Here is a 17,255-nt window from a genome sequence, read left to right as displayed (position 1 = left end):
AATCCGGTCCCGGTCATCGCCCGGGGCCGGACTGGCTCGAACGTCCGTCGGACTTACCCGCACCTGTCAGCGGAGGTTCAAAGAACTCGTAGCGATCGCCGCCGCGCTCCTTGGCGCGGTACATGGCCACGTCGGCGCGGCGCAGCAGCTCATCGGGCAGGGCGTCGGGTTCGCGAACGAGGTCGATCCGCGCGATGCCGACACTCGCCGAGACGACCAACCGGAGGCCACCGGCGGGGACGTCGCGTCGAACGGCGGCCGCGACGCGGTCCGCGATCTTGTCCAGGCAACGCAGATCCTGTGCCTGGTCGATCAGGACCACGAACTCGTCGCCACCGACCCGCGCAACGGTGTCGGTCGTTCGCAGCGCGACCAGCAGCTCACCCGCGATGGCGACCAGGAGCCGATCGCCGGCATCGTGGCCGGCCTGGTCGTTCACGGGCTTGAAACCATCGAGGTCGATGAAGAGCGCCGCAACGCTCGTGTTCGGGGTCCGGCCCGTCCTGGCGACCGCGAAGGCAAGGTCGCAGCGCTCCAGCAGCAGCCGACGGTTGGGCAAGCCGGTCAACTCGTCGTGCAGGCTGAGCTCGGTCAGCCGCCGCTCGGCATCACGACGGGCCGTGACGTCTTCAATCTGGGCCAGGAGCACCCGCTCGCCGTCGAGCTCACGCATCCACGACAGCGCGACCAGACCCCGCAACGGCCGGCCGTCGGCGTCGCTCAGGTTCATCTCGGCCTTGAGCTCGCCGTCACCGGCCTCGATCAGGTCGACGATGCGACGCCGGTCGACGTCGTCAGCGAAGACCGCCGCGAGGGGCAGTCCGACGAGTTGGTCCGGCTCTCGGCCCAGCACCTCGATCAAGGTCGAGTTCACCCGGATGACGCGTCCGTCGCGGTCCACCAGGAGCTGGCCCGTGAGGGCCTGATCAAAGAGGCGGCGGAAGCGGTCCTCCGCGCCACGCACCGCGGCATGCTCGCCGGCGCGGCGACGAGCGGATCGCGAGGTGAGGAACGCGACGACCAGCACGAGAAAGAGCGTGACGCCCAAGGCGCCGCCCAAGCGGCGAGTCGCGGCGCGCGCCGGCGCAAGCGCAGCGGATGTGGGCAGAGTGGCCGTGACGGTCCATCCGAGCCCCGGGACGGGCGCCGCCTCTTCGAGCCGCCCGTCGACGATCACGCTGACGGTATCGCCGGCCAGGGCACGCTCCGTCGTCGCCGAGATCTCGACCGGGAGAGCTTGGCCGTCCACGTCGACGATGACCGTGCCCGCGAGCGGCTGGCCGCCCTGGTCGGTGACGATCAGGGTCACGCCGTCATCGACGCGGGCACCGTCGCTGACGGCGCGCACGGAGTCCAGCTGCCACAGGATGGCGACCGACCCGCGCACACGGAAGCCGTCGAGCACCGGTGCGGCCACCGCGACGACCAGGGGATTGCCCGATGCGGCCGTGCGGTAGGCGGTCGACACGTACGGCGCCGCGGTGCCGGACATGCCGTGGTACCAGTCCCGGAAGGCAAAGTCCTGCCCGATCAGCTCGGGTTGGGCGGGATAGATCAACAGCAGACGCCCCTGGGCGTCGCTGACGAAGGCGGTCGGTGCGTCGGTGCTGCGGGCCAGCATCGCCAGCTGATCCGGCACCCCGCCCACGACCCCAGGGGTAGAAGCCTCGAGGCTGTCGATGAGTCGCAGGTCGGACGCCCCGACGGCCACCGCGCGCTTGAGCTCGTCGCTCTGGTGCTCGAGCGCACGGACCGCCGCATCGCGGTTCGACCGCAGGCGCTGCTGCGCGTCACGCAGAGCAGTCGCTCGTGCCTCATGCACCGCGACGCCGGCGACACCTCCCAGCAAGGCGACCGTCAGCAGGGCCATCCCGACCGGAAGCGCAACCGCGCGCCGGAACGAGGAACGCCTCGCGGCCGATCCTGGCTCCCCGCCCCACAGCGCGGTCGGTCTCACGCCCGTGCCGCGGGCGACTGAGCGCCGCGACCGCCCTCTGCCACCCCGGAAACGTCCACACCATCTCTATCGACCCGTCAGGTGGGTTCATGAACGGGTCGGCGGGAGGCTCCCTCTCGTGCCGCCAGATCGCCCGGTCCAAACCCCGGGCGTCGTCGTATCCTGGCCGAAGTACGCCGCCTCAGTGAGTGTCCCCTTGGGGGTGCAGACCATGGGACGAGACCGCATCTGGACCAGCGAGTCGGTCGCCGTGATGCTGGCGCTGGATCGCAGTTCCGCCGCGCAGGCGGTTCGTGTCGTTCACGGATCGGCTGTGTGATGGCGGCGACGGACCGGCCGGACCAGGAGCAGTCCGCAACGTTGCGCGGTGACGTGGATGCAGACCTCTACCGGGTCCTCGTCGAGAACTCGATGGACGTCATGATCCACACGGTCGCCGGCGTCGTGCAATGGGTATCACCGGCCGTGACCGGGATGCTCGGGTGGGCGCCGCACGAACTCGTGGGCCGGACCACCGCGCACCTGTGGCACCCGGACGATCGCGAGGCGGCGTCAGCGCTGAGGGACCAGGTGTACGCCGGACGTCCCGGACGGGGAGTGTTCCGGCTAAGGACCAGGGATGGCCGATACCTGTGGGTCGAGTCGTCGATGCAGCCGTTCACCAATGAGCTCGGAACCGTCGGCGCGGTCGGGTCGATGAGGGACCTCACCGCGCAGATCGAGTCGGAGAACGCCCGACTTCGCTCCGAAGAACGGTTCCGCCTCCTGACCGAGAACGCGACCATCGGGATGTGCCTGGAGTCCGCCGACGGGCGATTCCTGCTCGTCAATCCCGCGATGTGTCAGATGCTGGGTCGCGACACCGAACGCATGCTGAGCTCGACGTGGCAGGAACTGACCCATCCGGACGACGTCGCCGTCGGCGAGGGTCTTTTCGCCGACGTCGCCGCTGGGCGAATTCCGTCCTTCCACCTGCGCAAGCGCTACCTCAAGCCCGACGGCTCCGTGCTCTGGGGCGATCTGTCGGTGTCATGCGTGCGCAACGACGACATGACCGTGCAGTACTTCATCGCGCAGATCGTGGATGTCACCGACCGTGTGCGGGTCGAGAAGGCACTGGCCGACTCCGAGCGCCACTACCGCTCGCTGGTGGAGGGGGCATCCGAGGCCTTGCTCGAGGTGGGGCCCGACCACCACGCGACCTGGATCTCCCCCGCAATCAAGGGCGTCCTCGGATGGGCGCCCGAGGAGCTCGTCGGCACCGTGTTGTCCGACCTCGTGCACCCAGAAGACCGAGAGCGCACCGAGGCCCAGCGCACCGGGGTGTTCCACGGCAAGGACGTGTTCCAGCGGGGCGACGTGATGCGGATGCGGACGAACTCCGGAACCTATAGGTGGGTCATTGGCCGTGCCCGACCCGTCTTCGACGCGGCGGGAACCCTCCTCGGCGTGGTGGGAGGCGTGCAGGACATCGACGAGCTGATGGCCGCCCGGCTCCGGTTGCAGGCCACGCTGGACACGGAGTTCGACCCGCACGTGCTGCTCGAGGTCGTCCGCGACGAGGCCCGTCAGATCGCCGACTTCGTCTTCGTGGAGGTCAACCCGGCCGCCTGCGACTACCTCGGGATGTCCCGGGAGGAGCTGGTCGGGGCGCGACTTCTGGACGTGCAGCCGGGCCACCTCCACTCCGGCATCCTGGAGATGTTCCGGCGGGTCATGGAAACGGGTGAACCGCTGCGGGTCGAGGACTTCGCCTACGAACAGGAGCTCATGGGCGGCGCGCAGCGCAGATACGACTTCCAGGCGGTGCGGACCGACAACGGTGTGTCCTCTACCTGGCGAGATGTCACCGACCGGCATGCCATGGTCGAGGCACTTGCGGTTTCCGAGGAGATGCATCGCCTCCTGGCGGAGAACCTCTCCGACGTCGTGGTGCACCTGCGCGACGGAGTCGTGAAATGGGTCACGCCGTCGCTCACGTCGACCCTCGGTTGGTCGCAGGAGGACTGGCTGAGCCGCCAGATCGCCGACTTCGTCCACGAGGATGACCGCACCAGCTGCGAGGCGGGTCTCTACACCGGCGATGACAACCTCTTCCGCGCGCGCATCCAAGCCGTCGACCTCAGCCACCACTGGGTCCAGGTGCACACGCGGCGGTTCTTCGACCAGGACGGCGCCCAGAACGGCATCGTGGCGTCCCTGCGCATCATCGACGCCGAGGTCGCCGCCGAGGCTGAGCTCGAGACCCGGGCGCGGTTCGACCAGCTCACCGGGCTACTGAACCGCCACGAGGTGCTTGAGCGGGTCGCGACCGTGATCAGCCATCCCCGTCGCACGGGCATTGAGGCCGCGGTCCTGTTCTGCGATATCGACGGATTCAAGAACATCAACGACGAGTACGGCCACGCCTGCGGCGATACCGTCCTGCACACCGTCGCCGACCGCGTCACCTCGTGCCTGCGCAGCGGGGACCTCGCCGCTCGCATCGGCGGGGACGAGCTGCTCGTTCTGCTCGACGGCGTTCACGATCTCGCGGACGCGGCGACGATCGCCGAGAAGATCCGCCGAGCGGTCGCCCAACCCATCCACACCGACGCAGCGACGGTCACCGCAACGATGAGTATCGGCGTGACGCTCGCGGTTCCCGGGGAGAACGTGGACGAAACGATCGCTCGCGCCGACAAGGTCATGTACCAGGCCAAACGCGGAGGCGGTGACCGAGTCATCGGGACATAGCCGGTCCGGCTGGCTCGTGCGACGGACGCCAACGAGACCCTGGTCATGGAACGGGCCGCTGCTTACCATGAAAGTGTCCAGGCCAGGGCGCAGCGGGGCACGGCTGCCGGGAGGAGACATGGTCCACCAGGAGGGTCTGTCATCGGTGCTCAGCGACTTCGCCCGGACCATGCTGACGTCGTTCCCGATCCAGGCCATCCTGGAACACCTGGTGGAGCGGATCGTGGACGTTCTGCCGGTGTCGGGGGCGGGGGTCACGCTGATCGCCACCGGGTTGGGTCCGCGATACGTCGCGGCATCCAGCGGCGACGCGTTGGCTTTCGAACGGTTGCAGACCGAGCTCGGCGAGGGTCCGTGCCTGACTGCGTTCGAGCGAGGCACCGCGATCGCCGTCCCGGACCTCGCGGCGGATGACCGCTATCCACGGTTCGGTCCCGCGGCGAGGGCAGCGAACCTGGCAGCGGTGTTCACATTCCCGCTGCGCCACGACGACGGACGCCTGGGGGCGCTCGATCTGTACCGCGACGTCCCGGGCTCACTCGATTTGGAGTCCGAGGTCGCCGCGCAGACGCTCGCAGACGTGGCCGCGGCCTATCTGCTCAACGCACAAGCGCGGGAGGAGGCACTGCAGGCCGCAGAGTGGCTCCGCGACAAATCACTGCACGATGCGCTGACCGGACTGGCGAACCGAACGCTGCTGCAGGAGCGCCTGGAGCATGCCAGTCAGCGCAGCCAACGCTGGCACCGACCGGCGGCCGTGCTCTTCGTGGATCTCGACCGTTTCCGGGCCGTCGAAGACGCCTACGGGGACAGTACCGGCGACCAGCTGCTCAAGTCCGTCGCGGAGCGGCTTTCGGCGCTGCTGCGCCCCGGCGACACGTTGGCCCGCGTGTCAGCGGACGAGTTCGTCTTCCTCTGCGAGGACCTGTCGCACACCTCCGATGCCGACGTGCTCGTCAGCCGAATCATCGAGGCGTTCGCTGCACCGTTCACCGTCCCGGGTGGGCAGCTCGCCCTGACCGCCAGCGTGGGCATCGCCTACGACGGTCCGGCGGAGGCGATGGCCGACGCATTGGTGCTCGACGCCTCCATGTCGATGTACCAGACCAAGCGCCTGCCGGGCGCAGCCAACCAGGTGATCGACCTGAGAGTCACCGACCCGGCTCACGTGCGGAACCAGCTGGAGCGGGACCTGCAACTGGCGCTATCTCAGGGCGAGCTGGATGTGGCGTACCAGCCGATCGTCCGGGCCGCGGACGCGGTGGTGACCGGAGCCGAGGCGTTGCTGCGATGGACGAGCCCCAGCCGGGGCGCCGTTCCAGCTTTGACGACGGTGGCCGTCGCCGAGCAATGCGGACTCATCACGGAGATCGGCGCCTGGGTGCTGGAACGCGCCTGCCGGGAACGGGGTCGATGGTTGGCCGAGTACACCGACCAACCGCTCGACCTGTCCGTGAACGTCTCGCCCCGTCAGCTGATGGGACCGGGCTTCGTCGCCATGGTCGCCAAGGTGCTGGCCGAGACGGCGATGGAGCCCGCCGCCTTGGTGCTTGAGGTGACCGAGTCCGTCTTCATCGACGAAGGCGACCGCGCGCGCCGGGTGCTCGGTGAGCTGAAAGCACTCGGTGTGCGCCTCGCCCTGGATGACTTCGGGACCGGCTACTGCTCGTTGAACTACCTTCAGCAGTTCCCCGTCGACATCGTCAAGATCGACCAGAGCTTCGTTGCGAACCTGGGACGTGACGCGCCCGCATCCGCGATCGTGACAGCCGTCACGCATCTGACCCACGTCCTGGGCATGACAGTGACCGCCGAAGGCGTCGAGACCGCCGAACAACGCGAGGAAGTCGTCGGCATCGGCTGCGAGCACGCCCAAGGCTTCCTCTTTGCCCGCCCCCTGACCGCCCGTGAGTTTGCCGCGCAGATCATCTGAAGATGCACGCCATGCCGCGACCCGGCTCGGTGCTATCTCACTGAGGAGACCAATGTGGGGACGATCGTGATGCAAGCGTTCATCACCCTCGATGGAGTCGTCCAGGCGGGGGGCGGCCCGAACGAGGACCGCGAAGGTGGCTTCGAGCACGCCGGCTGGGCAGCCGACTACGACGCCAAGTACGGCGACGAGGAGGGCGCCAAGATCATCGGGGACTGGGAGAGCAGGGCCGAGGCGCTGCTGCTCGGCCGCAAGACCTACGAGATCTTCGCCAGATCCTGGGGCGTATGGGACGAGAACGCCAAGGGCCTCGCTGGGGAACTGGCCAGGAGGTACAACCGCATCCCCAAGTACGTAGCGTCGCGGACGCTGACCGAAGTCGGCTGGCAGAACTCGCAGCTCCTCGGCCCCGACGTGCCGGCCGCGGTGAAGAAGCTGCGAGCGGAGGCGAGCGGGGAGATCCGCGTGTGGGGAAGCACCAGGCTGATCAGGACGCTGGCCGCGCACGACCTGGTCGACGAATACCGGCTCGCCGTCTACCCGCTCGTGCTGGGTACCGGCAAGAGGTTGTTCTCGGACGGGTTCCCGCTCGCCAGACTCACCCTGGCCGACACCCGCGCCCTGCCATCCGGAGTCCTGGTCAACACGTATCGGCGCTCCGACGCGGGCTGAGCGTGGTCGCCCCGTCCGGATCAGGCGGGCGGTCGAGTCGACGCCTGGGGTTGCCGGGTTCCTATCGCGCTGCTGATCGCGGGCACCACCTTGTTCGTGTTCGACGTCGTGGTGGGTCCTGCTGGGGCGTTGATCGCGGGCGGGGCGGTACTCGTCCTGCTCCTGAGCTACTGGCTGGTCGTCCCGCTTCGCCTGACGCGCCGCGCCGAGAACGCAGCCAGCCCGAGCTAGCCCACAGTTGACACCACCGACGGCGCTGCGCACGGTAGGTATGGCGATCGTCGCGAGCCCGTCGACCGGAAGGGCGGCACCATGAGCACCGAGGCCGTGCAGGACGGGAAGGTCGTGGACCCGACAGTCCTTGCGGACGTCGACGACCCGCGTGAGGCCATCGAGGTGGGCGTCCTGATGGCGAACGGGCGACTCGTGGGTCGCCACTTCGCAACGCGAGCCGAAGCGACGGCGTGGGCCAGGCCCGAGGAGGGCGACCGAGTGGTGGAGTTCAACGTGCTGTGCGAATGCGACTTCACGTCCTGAGGTGATCGCCGTCCGGCACCCGATCCGGCGAGGTCAGGCGTCGACCGACCCCCACACGCACCAGGCCAGGGGGTCACTCGCGTGCCTTCCATGTCCGAATTCACGGCCAGACGGACGCCGGATGCACGAGGGTTGACGCGGGCGGGATCGCGCCGTCTGCCTGCTCCCCTGGTCCCTTTTCGTCATCCGAACAGAGAGATCGCGTCATGGACTTGGCCCTGCACCCGAACGCCGTGATCGACGTCGCAGCACCTGTTCCAGCGAGCCGACGAACGGAGGAGAGCGCGTGATGGACCGTGGCGCACTCGATGAGGCCGTCGAGCGCATCGCCGCCCGGCACGGCCAGCAGCACGTCGGGCTGGTGGTGGGGGCGGTGACGTCTGCGGGCGCGCGGTCCGTCGTGCCGATCGGGCGCGTCCGCGCACCTGACGGCCCGCCGCCCACCGCGGACAGCCTGTTCGAGATCGGCTCGGTCACCAAGGTGTTCACCGCGTTGCTGCTCGCCGAGGCCGTCACTCGCGGCGAGCTGTCGCTGGACACGCCGGTCGGCGACCTGCTGCCGGAGGTGGACGTCCCGACCCGCGACGGCGCCGCGATCACCGTCGAGCACCTGGCGACCCACACCGCGGGATTGCCCAGGAACCCGATGCCGCTCCCCGCCGCGGTCCGGACCCAGTGGAAGGCCCGCGACGGCGACCCGTGGGAGGCGATCGACCGCGCCGCGCTGCTCACGGCGCTGGCCCGCACGAGGCTGCGCCGCACCCCCGGCACCGGCCGCATCGCCTACTCCAACTTCGGCGCTGGCGTGCTGGGCCACGCGCTGGTCGCCGCAGCCGACAGCCGCGACTTCGGCGAACTGGTGCGCTCACGGGTCTGCGAACCGCTCGGGATGGCAGACACGGTGCTCCTCCCCGACCGGGAGCAGACCGAGCACGAGGCCGTCGGCCACCGCCGGCGCCGCCGGACCACCGGCCACTGGGAGGTCGCCGGCCTCCCCGGCGCTGGTGCGCTGCGCTCCACCGCCACCGATCTGCTCACCTTCCTGCAGGCCCAGCTTCGCCCGGAGGACACGCCCCTCGGACCGGCGATCGCACTCACCCACCAGGAGCGCCGCCCCGGCAAGCGACTCGGCATCGGGCTCGGCTGGCTGCGGGTGCGGGTGCGGGGCGACGACGTCGTGCTCTGGCACAACGGCGGCACCGGGGGCTTCCGCGCGTTCGCCGGGTTCGTGCCGGCCGTCGGTGTCGGCACGGTCGCCCTGGCCAACGACCTGCGCAGCGTCGACCGAGTCGGCCTCAACCTGCTCACCGCGCTCACCGCGCTCAGCTCCTAGCTGCGCGTTCAGGTGGCGGTCGCCTGGTGACGTTCGGCCCTGTTCGATCCACGCGCGGGCGCGGTCTTCTGAAGGTGGAGTCGTCGGACCTCCAGGACCCAGGCATGGAAGGAAGTGGACTCGGTGCGCACGGCGATCGCGGTCTCGGGACTTGTGAAGGACTTCGGGCCCAGGACGCGGGCCCTCGACCACCTCGACCTTCAGGTCGAGACATGCGAGGTGCACGGCTTCCTCGGGCCGAACGGCGCCGGGAAGACCACCACCATCCGCGTCCTGCTCGGGTTGCTGCGCGCCGACGACGGTCACGTCGACCTGCTCGGTGGTGACCCGTGGCGCGACGCGGTGGCGTTGCATCGGCGTCTTGCCTACGTCCCCGGTGAGGTGAACCTCTGGCCCAACCTCACCGGCGGTGAGGTGATCGACCTGCTCGGCGAACTTCGGGGAGGGATCGACCCGTCCCGCCGCGAGGAGCTGCTCGAACGCTTCCAGCTCGACCCGACCAAGAAGATCCGCGCCTACTCCAAAGGCAACCGGCAGAAGGTCGCCCTCGTGGCGGCGTTCTCCTCCGACGTGGAGCTCTACCTGCTGGACGAGCCGACCTCCGGGCTGGACCCCCTGATGGAGGCGGTGTTCCAGGACGTCGTCCAGGAGCTTCGTACCGCCGGGAGGAGCATCCTGCTGTCCAGCCACATCCTGTCCGAGGTCGAGGCGCTGTGCGACCGCGTCACGATCATCCGCGCCGGTCGGGCCGCCGAGAGCGGGACCTTCGACGAGCTCCGCCATCTCACCCGCACGTCGGTGGTGGTCGACACGGCCAAGCCGCTGGCGTCGGTGACCCGGTGGACCGGGGTGCACGACGCCCGGGTGCAGGACACGCACGCGCAGTTCAGCGTCGACCCGGGCGAGCTGAACCACGTGCTCGAGCACCTCGTCGACCTCGAGGTGCGGTCCATGGTCACCTCGCCCCCCACGCTGGAGGAGCTGTTCCTGCGCCACTACGACGAGGACATCTCCGGTGCCGGCGCGGCTGCCGAGGTGGTGAGGGCGCGATGAGCGGCTTCACCGGCACGACGCGGCTGGTCCGCCTCGCACTGCGGCGCGACCGGTTCACCCTGCCGGCATGGATCCTCGGCATGACCTTCTTCCTGGCTGCCACGACCGCCATGTTCGAGAACAACTACGCAGAGCATCCCGAGCTCCTGATGCCCGACACCCAGGTCGTCATCGAGAACCCGGGGATGCGGGTCCTGGGCCTGGTGACAGGTCCGACCATCGGCGGCTACACCCTGCACCGGGATGCGCTCACACTGGCGGCGCTCGCCGCCCTCATGAGTGTCTTCGCCGTCGTCCGCCATACCCGTCAGGCCGAGGAGCTCGGTCGCGAGGAGATGCTGGGCGCAGGCGTCGTCGGCCGCTACGCCTCGCTGGGCGCGGCTGTCATCGTCGCGCTCGCTGCGAACGTCGTACTGGCCGGGCTGCTCGGGCTCGCCATGTTCGCCACGGGACAGCCCCTCACCGGTTCGCTGGTGGCCGGCACGTCGATCGCACTGGTGGGCGTGGCGTTCACGGGGGTCGCCGCTGTGACCTCGCAGCTGGCGTCGACGACGCGCGGGGCGACCGGTCTCGCCGGTGCGGCGCTGGGGGTCTCGTTCCTGCTCGCGGCCCTGGGCAACATGCTCGGCGCGGTTGACTCCGCCGCACTGCGGGTCACCAGCGCGTGGCCGGCCTGGTCCTCACCGATCGGCTGGGGCCAGCAGATGCGGCCATTCGCGGACGACCTGTGGTGGCCCGCGGGTCTCTCCCTGCTCGCCCTCGGGCTGTTGTCCTGGGTGGCCGTCGTCCTCGTCGGTAGGCGCGACGTCGGCCGGGGCATGTGGCCCGAGCGCCGGGGTGCCGCCCACGCGCGATCGAGCCTGCTGAGCCCGACTGGTCTGGTCTTTCGGCTGCAGCGCGGAGCGTTGCTCGGCTGGGGAGTCGGGCTGGTCGGATTCGGCCTGGTCTTCGGAGCGCTGAGCGAACAGATCACGGGGACCGAGGGAGAGGCGACCGAGTGGTACGCCACGTTCGGCGGTGATGCGGACCTGCTCGGGGCCTACTGGGCGTCGATGATGCAGATGGCCGGTATGGCTGTGGCCGCCTACGTCGTCACTCTTCTGCTTCGCCTGCACCACGACGAGGCGCAGGGCACGCTCGAGCCCGTGCTCGGAACCGCCGTCTCCCGTGTTCGCTGGCTCGCTGCGTACGCCGTCAACGCGTTGGTCGGTGCCACGTTGCTGATCCTGCTCTTCGCGGGTGCCATGGTCGTCACCGGTGGGCCAGCTCTGGGGCACCCCGCCTCGCTGCTCCGCGACCTCGTCGGGGCTGCGCTGGTCCAGCTCCCCGCCATCGCGGTCCTCGGTGCTGCGGTCCTCGCGCTCGTGACGCTGTGGCCGCGGTGGTCGGTGGGGCTGTCCTGGGCGCTGGTGGTGTCCGCCATCTTCCTGGGGCCGATGTTCGGTCCCTCACTGGGCCTGTCGACGTGGCTGCTCGACCTGTCGCCGTTCACGCATGTGCCCAACGCTCCCGCCGTCGCCATCAGCCTGGCGCCCGTGCTTGGCCTGCTCGCGGCCTGCGCGTTGCTTGCCAGTGCCGGCGTCGTGGCCATGCGCCGCAGGAACCTCGCCCTGCCTGCCTGAGGCTCGCGGGCTGAAGCGCGCCTCGGGCGGCAGAACCGGAATGACCGAGGCGAGCCCCGCGATGCCGATCAGGATCCCGAGCCAGTTCAGGACCTTGGGCAGACCGCCGCCACGCAAAGCTGCCACGCTGACGAGCAGATAGTGTCGAGGAGCTTCGCGAGAAGGGTCGACGTCAGCAGTGGATCGCACCCGATCGACAACGGCCGCCACGGCAATCGTCGTCGGCGGCGTCGTCGCGAGCGTCGTTTTTGTGCCCTTCACCCTTGCCCACGGCCCGACTTCGTACAACCTTGAGGGCGAGGTCCTGGGCTGGGACATGCACCGCTGGGGGTTCCTCATGGGGACGGTCCCCCCGCTGCTGGTCGGAGCCGGGCTCTGGCCGCTCCGGGTGCTGGTCGCCGGCGGACGTCGCGCCGCCCTGCGCGCCCTCAGCGCCATATGCGTGGCGATGTTCCTCTTTGCTGCGATGAACTTCGCCTATCGGGCGCTGGGGCCGCCGTTCGATCTCTTGGTCTTAGCTCCGGCCAGCGTGGTCGCGGCGCTGACAGCCCGGAAGGGGCCGATCCGCGCGCTCCTCGGACTGCTGGCCGCCGCCTACTGCTGCGCCCTTGCGATGTTGTTGATCCCGCTGGAGACCTCCGACAGCTTCGGAGGTTTCCGGACCTTTGGGGTCATCGCCTACGCGGGCGTCGGCGTGCTGTGGGCAGCGCTCGGGGTGACCCTCCTCACCGGACCCGACGATTCCCGAGCCACGTAGGTCCCCCTGCCGGGACCTTTGTCCCTCGCGAGACGGGTGAGCGACTGTGAATCTGTTCCAGTTGCCTTTTTGTCCCACATTCATCCCTGAGCTGTGCTCCGTACCCCGGGCACGTTCGAATCATGCCCTGGAGAAGTCATGGACTGGCGCCACCGTGCCGCATGCCTGAATGAGGATCCGGAACTGTTCTTCCCGATCGGAACCACAGGCCCGGCCCTGCATCAAGTCGACCAGGCGAAGGCCGTCTGTCATCGCTGTCCGGTGATCGACACCTGCCTGGCGTGGTCGCTCGAGTCTGGGCAGGACGCCGGCGTGTCGGGGGGCTTGACCGAGGACGAGCGGCGCTCCCTTCGGCGCCGCGCCGCGCGCCAGCGTCACCGGAACTGAACGCACGGCCCCGGCCCGGCCCCCGAGCGCGGGTGGGGCCTGCGCCGCGGCGGCGTTCACCTTGACCACCCTCAGCCTCGAAAGTGATCCGCCTCACACCGGTGGCGTACCGTCGTCTGCGGAGCCCGTGACGACGCCTGGTTGCGGCACATGAGTGGTGGAGGTCCTTCGACCATGCGAATCACCGAGGTGCTGCGACGCAAGGGCGCGTCAGTCGTCACCATCTCCCCGGAGCAGACGGTGCGCGAGCTGCTCGCCCTCCTGAGCGAGCACCGGATCGGCGCGCTCGTCGTCTCACGGGACGGTCTGCACGTCGACGGCATCGTCAGCGAGCGCGACGTCGTCCGGCGCCTCAACGAGAACACGAACGTCCTCGACGAGCCCGTGTCCGCGATCATGACCGCCAAGGTGCACACCTGCGGGCCCCAGGACAGCGTGGAGGACCTGATGGCGGCCATGACCGACCTCCGCATCCGGCACGTGCCGGTTCTCGTGGACGGCCGTCTGACCGGGATCGTGAGCATCGGCGACATGGTCAAGCACCGGCTCACCGAGCTCCAGGCGGAGCGTGACCAGCTCACGACCTACATCACCGGGTAGAGGGCCTCCCGCTTCCTCGAGCGCGACGTCGTCGTCGTCACACCCGAGGCGCTGCAACCGAAGTCATCTTCGCCGGGTGATGTCTGAGTTCGCCGGTGGCGGAGCCGGGTCAGCGGTCCACGTCTCCGGCGTCGTGCGGGCCGGGGAGAAGGAGCACGCCGCCTACGAGGAAGCACAGCGCACCGACGAAGGTCCCGAGATTCGCCCGCTCGGCGTCCCGCAGCGTGTCGGTGCTCAGAACCACCCGGGACGCCACCGCCGAGACGCCGAACGCGATCGAACCGACCATGTTGGCCGCGGCGATGGTCCATGGCCGGTCACGCGGCCGCCAGGTCAGCCACGGTCGGGGGACGTCGGCGAACGCGAGCGCGCTGGCCACGAGGAACGCGACCGAGCCCCACACGTCGGGCGTCCAGACCAGGCGGTCGGCCTGGGGGGCAGTGAGACCCTGCCGCAGCGCCGCGAACGTGCTGACGTTGAAGAACAGCGTCCCGGCGAGCTGGACGAGCCCTGCAGCTCGGGTCGCCCGGTCGCTCGACGGGCCGGAGTCGAGAGCCTGGAGCGCCGCCGCGGAAGTGAAGAACAGCGAGCCGACGAAGAAGGTGACGCCCGCCGCCTGCGACCCCACCCGGTCCACGTAGACCGGCAGCGCGCCGAGCGCGAAGCAGGCCGAGCCGACCACGAACAGCGCGGCAATCCACCACAGGGTCCGCCAGGGCGACCACCACCGCATCGGTGAGCCGGTCATAGGTGATTGAAGCCGCTGGACTCTTCCTTCGTCATCGGCACGGTCACAGGGTGCGTGTGCAAGTGCCGGATGGCGTCGCGGAGGTCGTCGACGAGCGTCAGGGCCATGTCCCGGCTCACGCCTTGGCGGACCAGGATGCGCTGGACCGCGATGTTCGATGCCGTGCCCGTGAGCGTGTACGCAGGCACCTGCCAGCCACGCATGCGGACCCGGTCCGCCAGGTCGAACAGCGTGTAGCCCGGGTCCTCGCCCTCCCGGATCCGCCAGGTCACCGTGGGGATCGCCGTCGCCGGGTCGCTGGCGCACAGGATCTCGAACGGACCCAGCTCCCCGACAGCCTCGGCGATCAGCTGTCCCGTGGCGTAGCAGGAGTCGTGGATCTGTCGGTATCCCTCGCGGCCGAGACGCACGAAGTCGTAGTACTGCGCGACGACCGGCCCGGCGGACCGGGAGAAGTTGATCTGGAACACCGGCATGTCACCGCCGAGGTAGTTCACGTGGAAGATCAGGTCCTCGGGCAGCTCGACCGCGTCGCGCCACACCACCCAGCCGACGCCGAGGGGCGCCAGACCGAACTTGTGGCCCGACGAGCTGATCGACTTCACCCGCGGGAGCCGGAAGTCCCACTCCAGGTCCGGTGCGCAGAACGGGGCGAGAAACCCACCGCTGGCGGCGTCGACGTGGATGTCGATATCGAGCCCGGTCTCGGCCTGGAGCCGGTCGAGCGCCTCGGCGATCTCCTTCACAGGTTCGTAGACCCCGGTGTAGGTCAGGCCGAGCGTCGGCACGACGAAGATCGTGTTCTCGTCGACCCGCTCGAGCACCTGCTCGGCGGTCATGGCGTAGGAGCCGGGCGCCATCGGGACCTCACGCATCTCGATGTCCCAGTAGCGGGCGAACTTGTGCCAGACGACCTGCACCGGACCGCACACCATGTTGGGCCGGTCGGTGGGCAGGCCGGCCGCCCGCCGTCGGGCACGCCAGCGCCACTTGGCCGCCATCCCGCCGAGCATGCAGGCCTCGGACGACCCGATCGCCGACGCACCGACGGGGTTGGCACCCTGGGGTGCGTTCCACAGGTCGGCCATCATGTGCACGCAGCGGCGTTCGATCTCCGCCGTCTGCGGGTACTCGTCCTTGTCGATCATGTTCTTGTCGATCGAGAGCTCCATGAGCCGGTGGACCTCCGGCTCGACCCACGTCTGGCAGAACGTGGCCAGGTTCTGGCGGCTGTTGCCGTCGAGCATCAGCTCGTCGGCCACCAGCTGGAACGCGTCGTCGGCCCGAGCTCCCCCGGGCGGGAAGGTGTACTTGGGGATCTGGCCGCGCAGCGCACCGCTGCCGAACACCGGCTCAGACATCGACTCACGGATCTCGTCACGCTCATGGAGTGGCATCTCTCGAAGGTGTCCGTCCCACCCCGATCCCACGTCCTCCGCCGAGGATGAGCGGGTCGTCACCGTGGCAGTGCGTCCACTTCTTGCCGCTGCCGCAGGTGCAGGGGTCGTCGCGGCCGCGGTCCGCGTCGCCCTGCGCATAGGTGGCCATCAGGTCCGACGGCGCGCGGCCGGCGCGCAAGAGCGCACTCATGGCCGCCATGGGACCTTGCACGTGGTGGAAGAACCCCTTGTAGCCGGGGCACAGGTAGTGCTGCCCGGGCTCGCCATACGGGGAGGTGGCGAACCGGTCCTTGGGACAGCCTCCGTTGCAGGCAAACCGGACGTCGCAGTCGAGGCAGAAGCGGGTGAGCGTGTCGCGCTTGTCCTGACCGAACTTGCTCTGCTGCGGCAGCGCGACGAGCTCGAGCATGGTCCGGTCGCCGATGTTGCCGAGCAGGTAGCCGGGCTCGACGTAGTGGTCGCAGGAGTACAGGTCGCCATTGTGCTCGAGCGCGAGCTGCTGTCCGCATGTCTCGGCGTGCACGCACATGCCGCCCGGCTCGCCCAGCCAGTTGGCCAGCGCGCTGTCGAACGCCTGGACAAACACGGTCCCGATGTCGTGGCGCACCCACTCCTCGAACACGTCGACCATGAACCGGCCGTACTGCTCCGGCCCGACGGAACGGTGGGTGACCAGGGAGCCGTCCTGGACGTACAGGGGTCGGCCATGCACCCCGCTGCCCCAGCCGGCGTCGGCGATCGCCAGGGTGGCCGGCGTTGCCCGCTCGACGATCGGGATGTACTGGATGAACGTCGCGCCGAGGTCGTCGCGCAGGAACCTGTACACCTGCCGGCCGTGGTCACCGTTGACGGCGTGGACGGTGGTCAGGACGTTCCAGTCGACCTGGTGCCGCTTGAGCACGTCGAGTCCGCGCATCACACGGTCGAAGGTGGGTTTGCCGCCCTTGTCGACCCGGTAGGCATCATGCATCTCGCGCGGCCCGTCGATGGAGATGCCGACGAGGAAGTCGTTCTGCCGCAGGAACGTCCCCCACTCGTCATCGAGCAGGGTGCCGTTGGTCTGCAGCGTGTTCAGGATCCGCTGCCCGGGCCGGGCGTGCTTCTGCTGGAGCTCGATCGAGCGTCGGAAGAAGTCGATCCCCATCATCGTGGGTTCACCGCCCTGCCAGGCGACGACCACCTCGGGCACTCGGGCGTGCGCCTCCAGCAGCTGCTTGAGGTAGACCTCCTGCAGCTCCTCGGCCATCCGGAACCGGCTGCCCGGGTACAGCATCTCCTTGGACAAGAAGAAGCAGTATTCACAGTCGAGGTTGCACACCGCCCCTGTCGGCTTCGCCATCACATGGAAGGCAACAGGAGCGCCTGCCATCGTCAGGACGGGATGCGGGGACTCGCCGGGTGCTTCCATCCGCTCATTCCTGTTCGGTCGGGTCCTGCGCGGAGACGGCTCGAGCGATCGGCAGCACGCGTGGCGGCGCTCCGAGCTCGACCGGGCGGCCCAGCGGTCGGCCCCTGGCTTC

General features: G+C 69.2%; 15 protein-coding genes. 11 read left to right on the top strand and 4 right to left on the bottom strand.

The features are described from left to right. Positions 1 to 13: 13 nt before the first annotated feature. Entirely contained in the window at positions 14 to 1,870 is a 1,857-nt protein-coding gene (locus tag EUA98_RS00955; RefSeq protein ID WP_130100799.1) for a diguanylate cyclase domain-containing protein, read from the bottom strand. Between the two features lie 405 nt (positions 1,871 to 2,275). Here EUA98_RS00955 and EUA98_RS00950 point away from each other — a divergent pair, with 405 nt between their 5' ends. The 11 genes from EUA98_RS00950 to EUA98_RS00905 all read left to right on the top strand — a co-directional run bounded on the left by EUA98_RS00950 (position 2,276) and on the right by EUA98_RS00905 (position 13,587). Continuing rightward, complete coding sequence (locus EUA98_RS00950) at positions 2,276 to 4,693, top strand: PAS domain S-box protein (RefSeq protein WP_130100798.1); 2,418 nt, start codon at positions 2,276 to 2,278, stop codon at positions 4,691 to 4,693. 118 nt (positions 4,694 to 4,811) lie between these two features. Beyond that, positions 4,812 to 6,626 carry a putative bifunctional diguanylate cyclase/phosphodiesterase gene (locus EUA98_RS00945; RefSeq protein WP_165372672.1) on the top strand — a complete coding sequence of 605 codons (1,815 nt, stop codon included), beginning with the start codon at positions 4,812 to 4,814 and terminating at the stop codon, positions 6,624 to 6,626. 54 nt (positions 6,627 to 6,680) lie between these two features. Further along, positions 6,681 to 7,298, top strand: coding sequence for a dihydrofolate reductase family protein (locus EUA98_RS00940; protein WP_130100796.1), 618 nt, complete (start codon positions 6,681 to 6,683; stop codon positions 7,296 to 7,298). A gap of 63 nt (positions 7,299 to 7,361) precedes the next feature. Next, entirely contained in the window at positions 7,362 to 7,529 is a 168-nt protein-coding gene (locus EUA98_RS20135; RefSeq protein WP_350339475.1) for a hypothetical protein, read from the top strand. Positions 7,530 to 7,610: 81 nt separating this feature from the next. Beyond that, complete coding sequence (locus tag EUA98_RS00935; protein ID WP_130100795.1) at positions 7,611 to 7,835, top strand: hypothetical protein; 225 nt, start codon at positions 7,611 to 7,613, stop codon at positions 7,833 to 7,835. A 289-nt stretch (positions 7,836 to 8,124) separates the two neighbouring features. Further along, positions 8,125 to 9,168: a serine hydrolase domain-containing protein gene (locus EUA98_RS00930; protein ID WP_130100794.1), complete on the top strand. Its 1,044-nt coding sequence runs from the start codon at positions 8,125 to 8,127 to the stop codon at positions 9,166 to 9,168. Between the two features lie 123 nt (positions 9,169 to 9,291). Then, positions 9,292 to 10,221, top strand: coding sequence for an ABC transporter ATP-binding protein (locus EUA98_RS00925; protein ID WP_130100793.1), 930 nt, complete (start codon positions 9,292 to 9,294; stop codon positions 10,219 to 10,221). Then, on the top strand, positions 10,218 to 11,843 hold the full coding sequence (locus EUA98_RS00920) for an ABC transporter permease (protein WP_130100792.1): 1,626 nt from the start codon (positions 10,218 to 10,220) through the stop codon (positions 11,841 to 11,843). The genes EUA98_RS00925 and EUA98_RS00920 overlap by 4 nt, the downstream gene beginning before the upstream one ends. A gap of 250 nt (positions 11,844 to 12,093) precedes the next feature. After that, complete coding sequence (locus EUA98_RS00915) at positions 12,094 to 12,600, top strand: hypothetical protein (protein ID WP_130100791.1); 507 nt, start codon at positions 12,094 to 12,096, stop codon at positions 12,598 to 12,600. Between the two features lie 138 nt (positions 12,601 to 12,738). After that, entirely contained in the window at positions 12,739 to 12,987 is a 249-nt protein-coding gene (locus EUA98_RS00910) for a WhiB family transcriptional regulator (protein ID WP_130100790.1), read from the top strand. A 174-nt stretch (positions 12,988 to 13,161) separates the two neighbouring features. After that, positions 13,162 to 13,587, top strand: a complete 426-nt coding sequence (locus EUA98_RS00905; protein ID WP_130100789.1) for a CBS domain-containing protein — start codon at positions 13,162 to 13,164, stop codon at positions 13,585 to 13,587. 109 nt (positions 13,588 to 13,696) lie between these two features. Here EUA98_RS00905 and EUA98_RS00900 read toward each other — a convergent pair whose 3' ends face one another. From EUA98_RS00900 to EUA98_RS00890, 3 genes are read right to left on the bottom strand one after another with little or no spacing between them, the layout of a single operon-like run. Next, entirely contained in the window at positions 13,697 to 14,335 is a 639-nt protein-coding gene (locus EUA98_RS00900; protein ID WP_242511183.1) for a YrhK family protein, read from the bottom strand. Continuing rightward, positions 14,332 to 15,732, bottom strand: coding sequence for a glutamate decarboxylase (gene gad / locus EUA98_RS00895; RefSeq protein ID WP_130100788.1), 1,401 nt, complete (start codon positions 15,730 to 15,732; stop codon positions 14,332 to 14,334). Before gad ends, EUA98_RS00900 begins: the two co-directional genes overlap by 4 nt. Next, entirely contained in the window at positions 15,719 to 17,074 is a 1,356-nt protein-coding gene (locus EUA98_RS00890; RefSeq protein WP_207218921.1) for an anaerobic sulfatase maturase, read from the bottom strand. The genes gad and EUA98_RS00890 overlap by 14 nt, the downstream gene beginning before the upstream one ends. Positions 17,075 to 17,255 lie beyond the last annotated feature (181 nt).

This window comes from Pengzhenrongella frigida (genome assembly GCF_004168625.1).
GTDB lineage: Bacteria > Actinomycetota > Actinomycetes > Actinomycetales > Cellulomonadaceae > Pengzhenrongella > Pengzhenrongella frigida.
Note: the sequence above shows the minus strand (reverse complement) of the source record. Positions and strands in the feature narration are given on the sequence as shown.

Coding starts and splice junctions, on each gene's coding strand:
- EUA98_RS00955 (WP_130100799.1), bottom strand. CDS start 1,870: ATGGCCCTGCTGACGGTCGCCTTGCTGGGAGGTGTCGCCGGCGTCGCG.
- EUA98_RS00950 (WP_130100798.1), top strand. CDS start 2,276: ATGGCGGCGACGGACCGGCCGGACCAGGAGCAGTCCGCAACGTTGCGC.
- EUA98_RS00945 (WP_165372672.1), top strand. CDS start 4,812: ATGGTCCACCAGGAGGGTCTGTCATCGGTGCTCAGCGACTTCGCCCGG.
- EUA98_RS00935 (WP_130100795.1), top strand. CDS start 7,611: ATGAGCACCGAGGCCGTGCAGGACGGGAAGGTCGTGGACCCGACAGTC.
- EUA98_RS00930 (WP_130100794.1), top strand. CDS start 8,125: ATGGACCGTGGCGCACTCGATGAGGCCGTCGAGCGCATCGCCGCCCGG.
- EUA98_RS00920 (WP_130100792.1), top strand. CDS start 10,218: ATGAGCGGCTTCACCGGCACGACGCGGCTGGTCCGCCTCGCACTGCGG.
- EUA98_RS00910 (WP_130100790.1), top strand. CDS start 12,739: ATGGACTGGCGCCACCGTGCCGCATGCCTGAATGAGGATCCGGAACTG.
- EUA98_RS00905 (WP_130100789.1), top strand. CDS start 13,162: ATGCGAATCACCGAGGTGCTGCGACGCAAGGGCGCGTCAGTCGTCACC.
- EUA98_RS00900 (WP_242511183.1), bottom strand. CDS start 14,335: ATGACCGGCTCACCGATGCGGTGGTGGTCGCCCTGGCGGACCCTGTGG.
- gad (WP_130100788.1), bottom strand. CDS start 15,732: ATGCCACTCCATGAGCGTGACGAGATCCGTGAGTCGATGTCTGAGCCG.
- EUA98_RS00890 (WP_207218921.1), bottom strand. CDS start 17,074: ATGGCGAAGCCGACAGGGGCGGTGTGCAACCTCGACTGTGAATACTGC.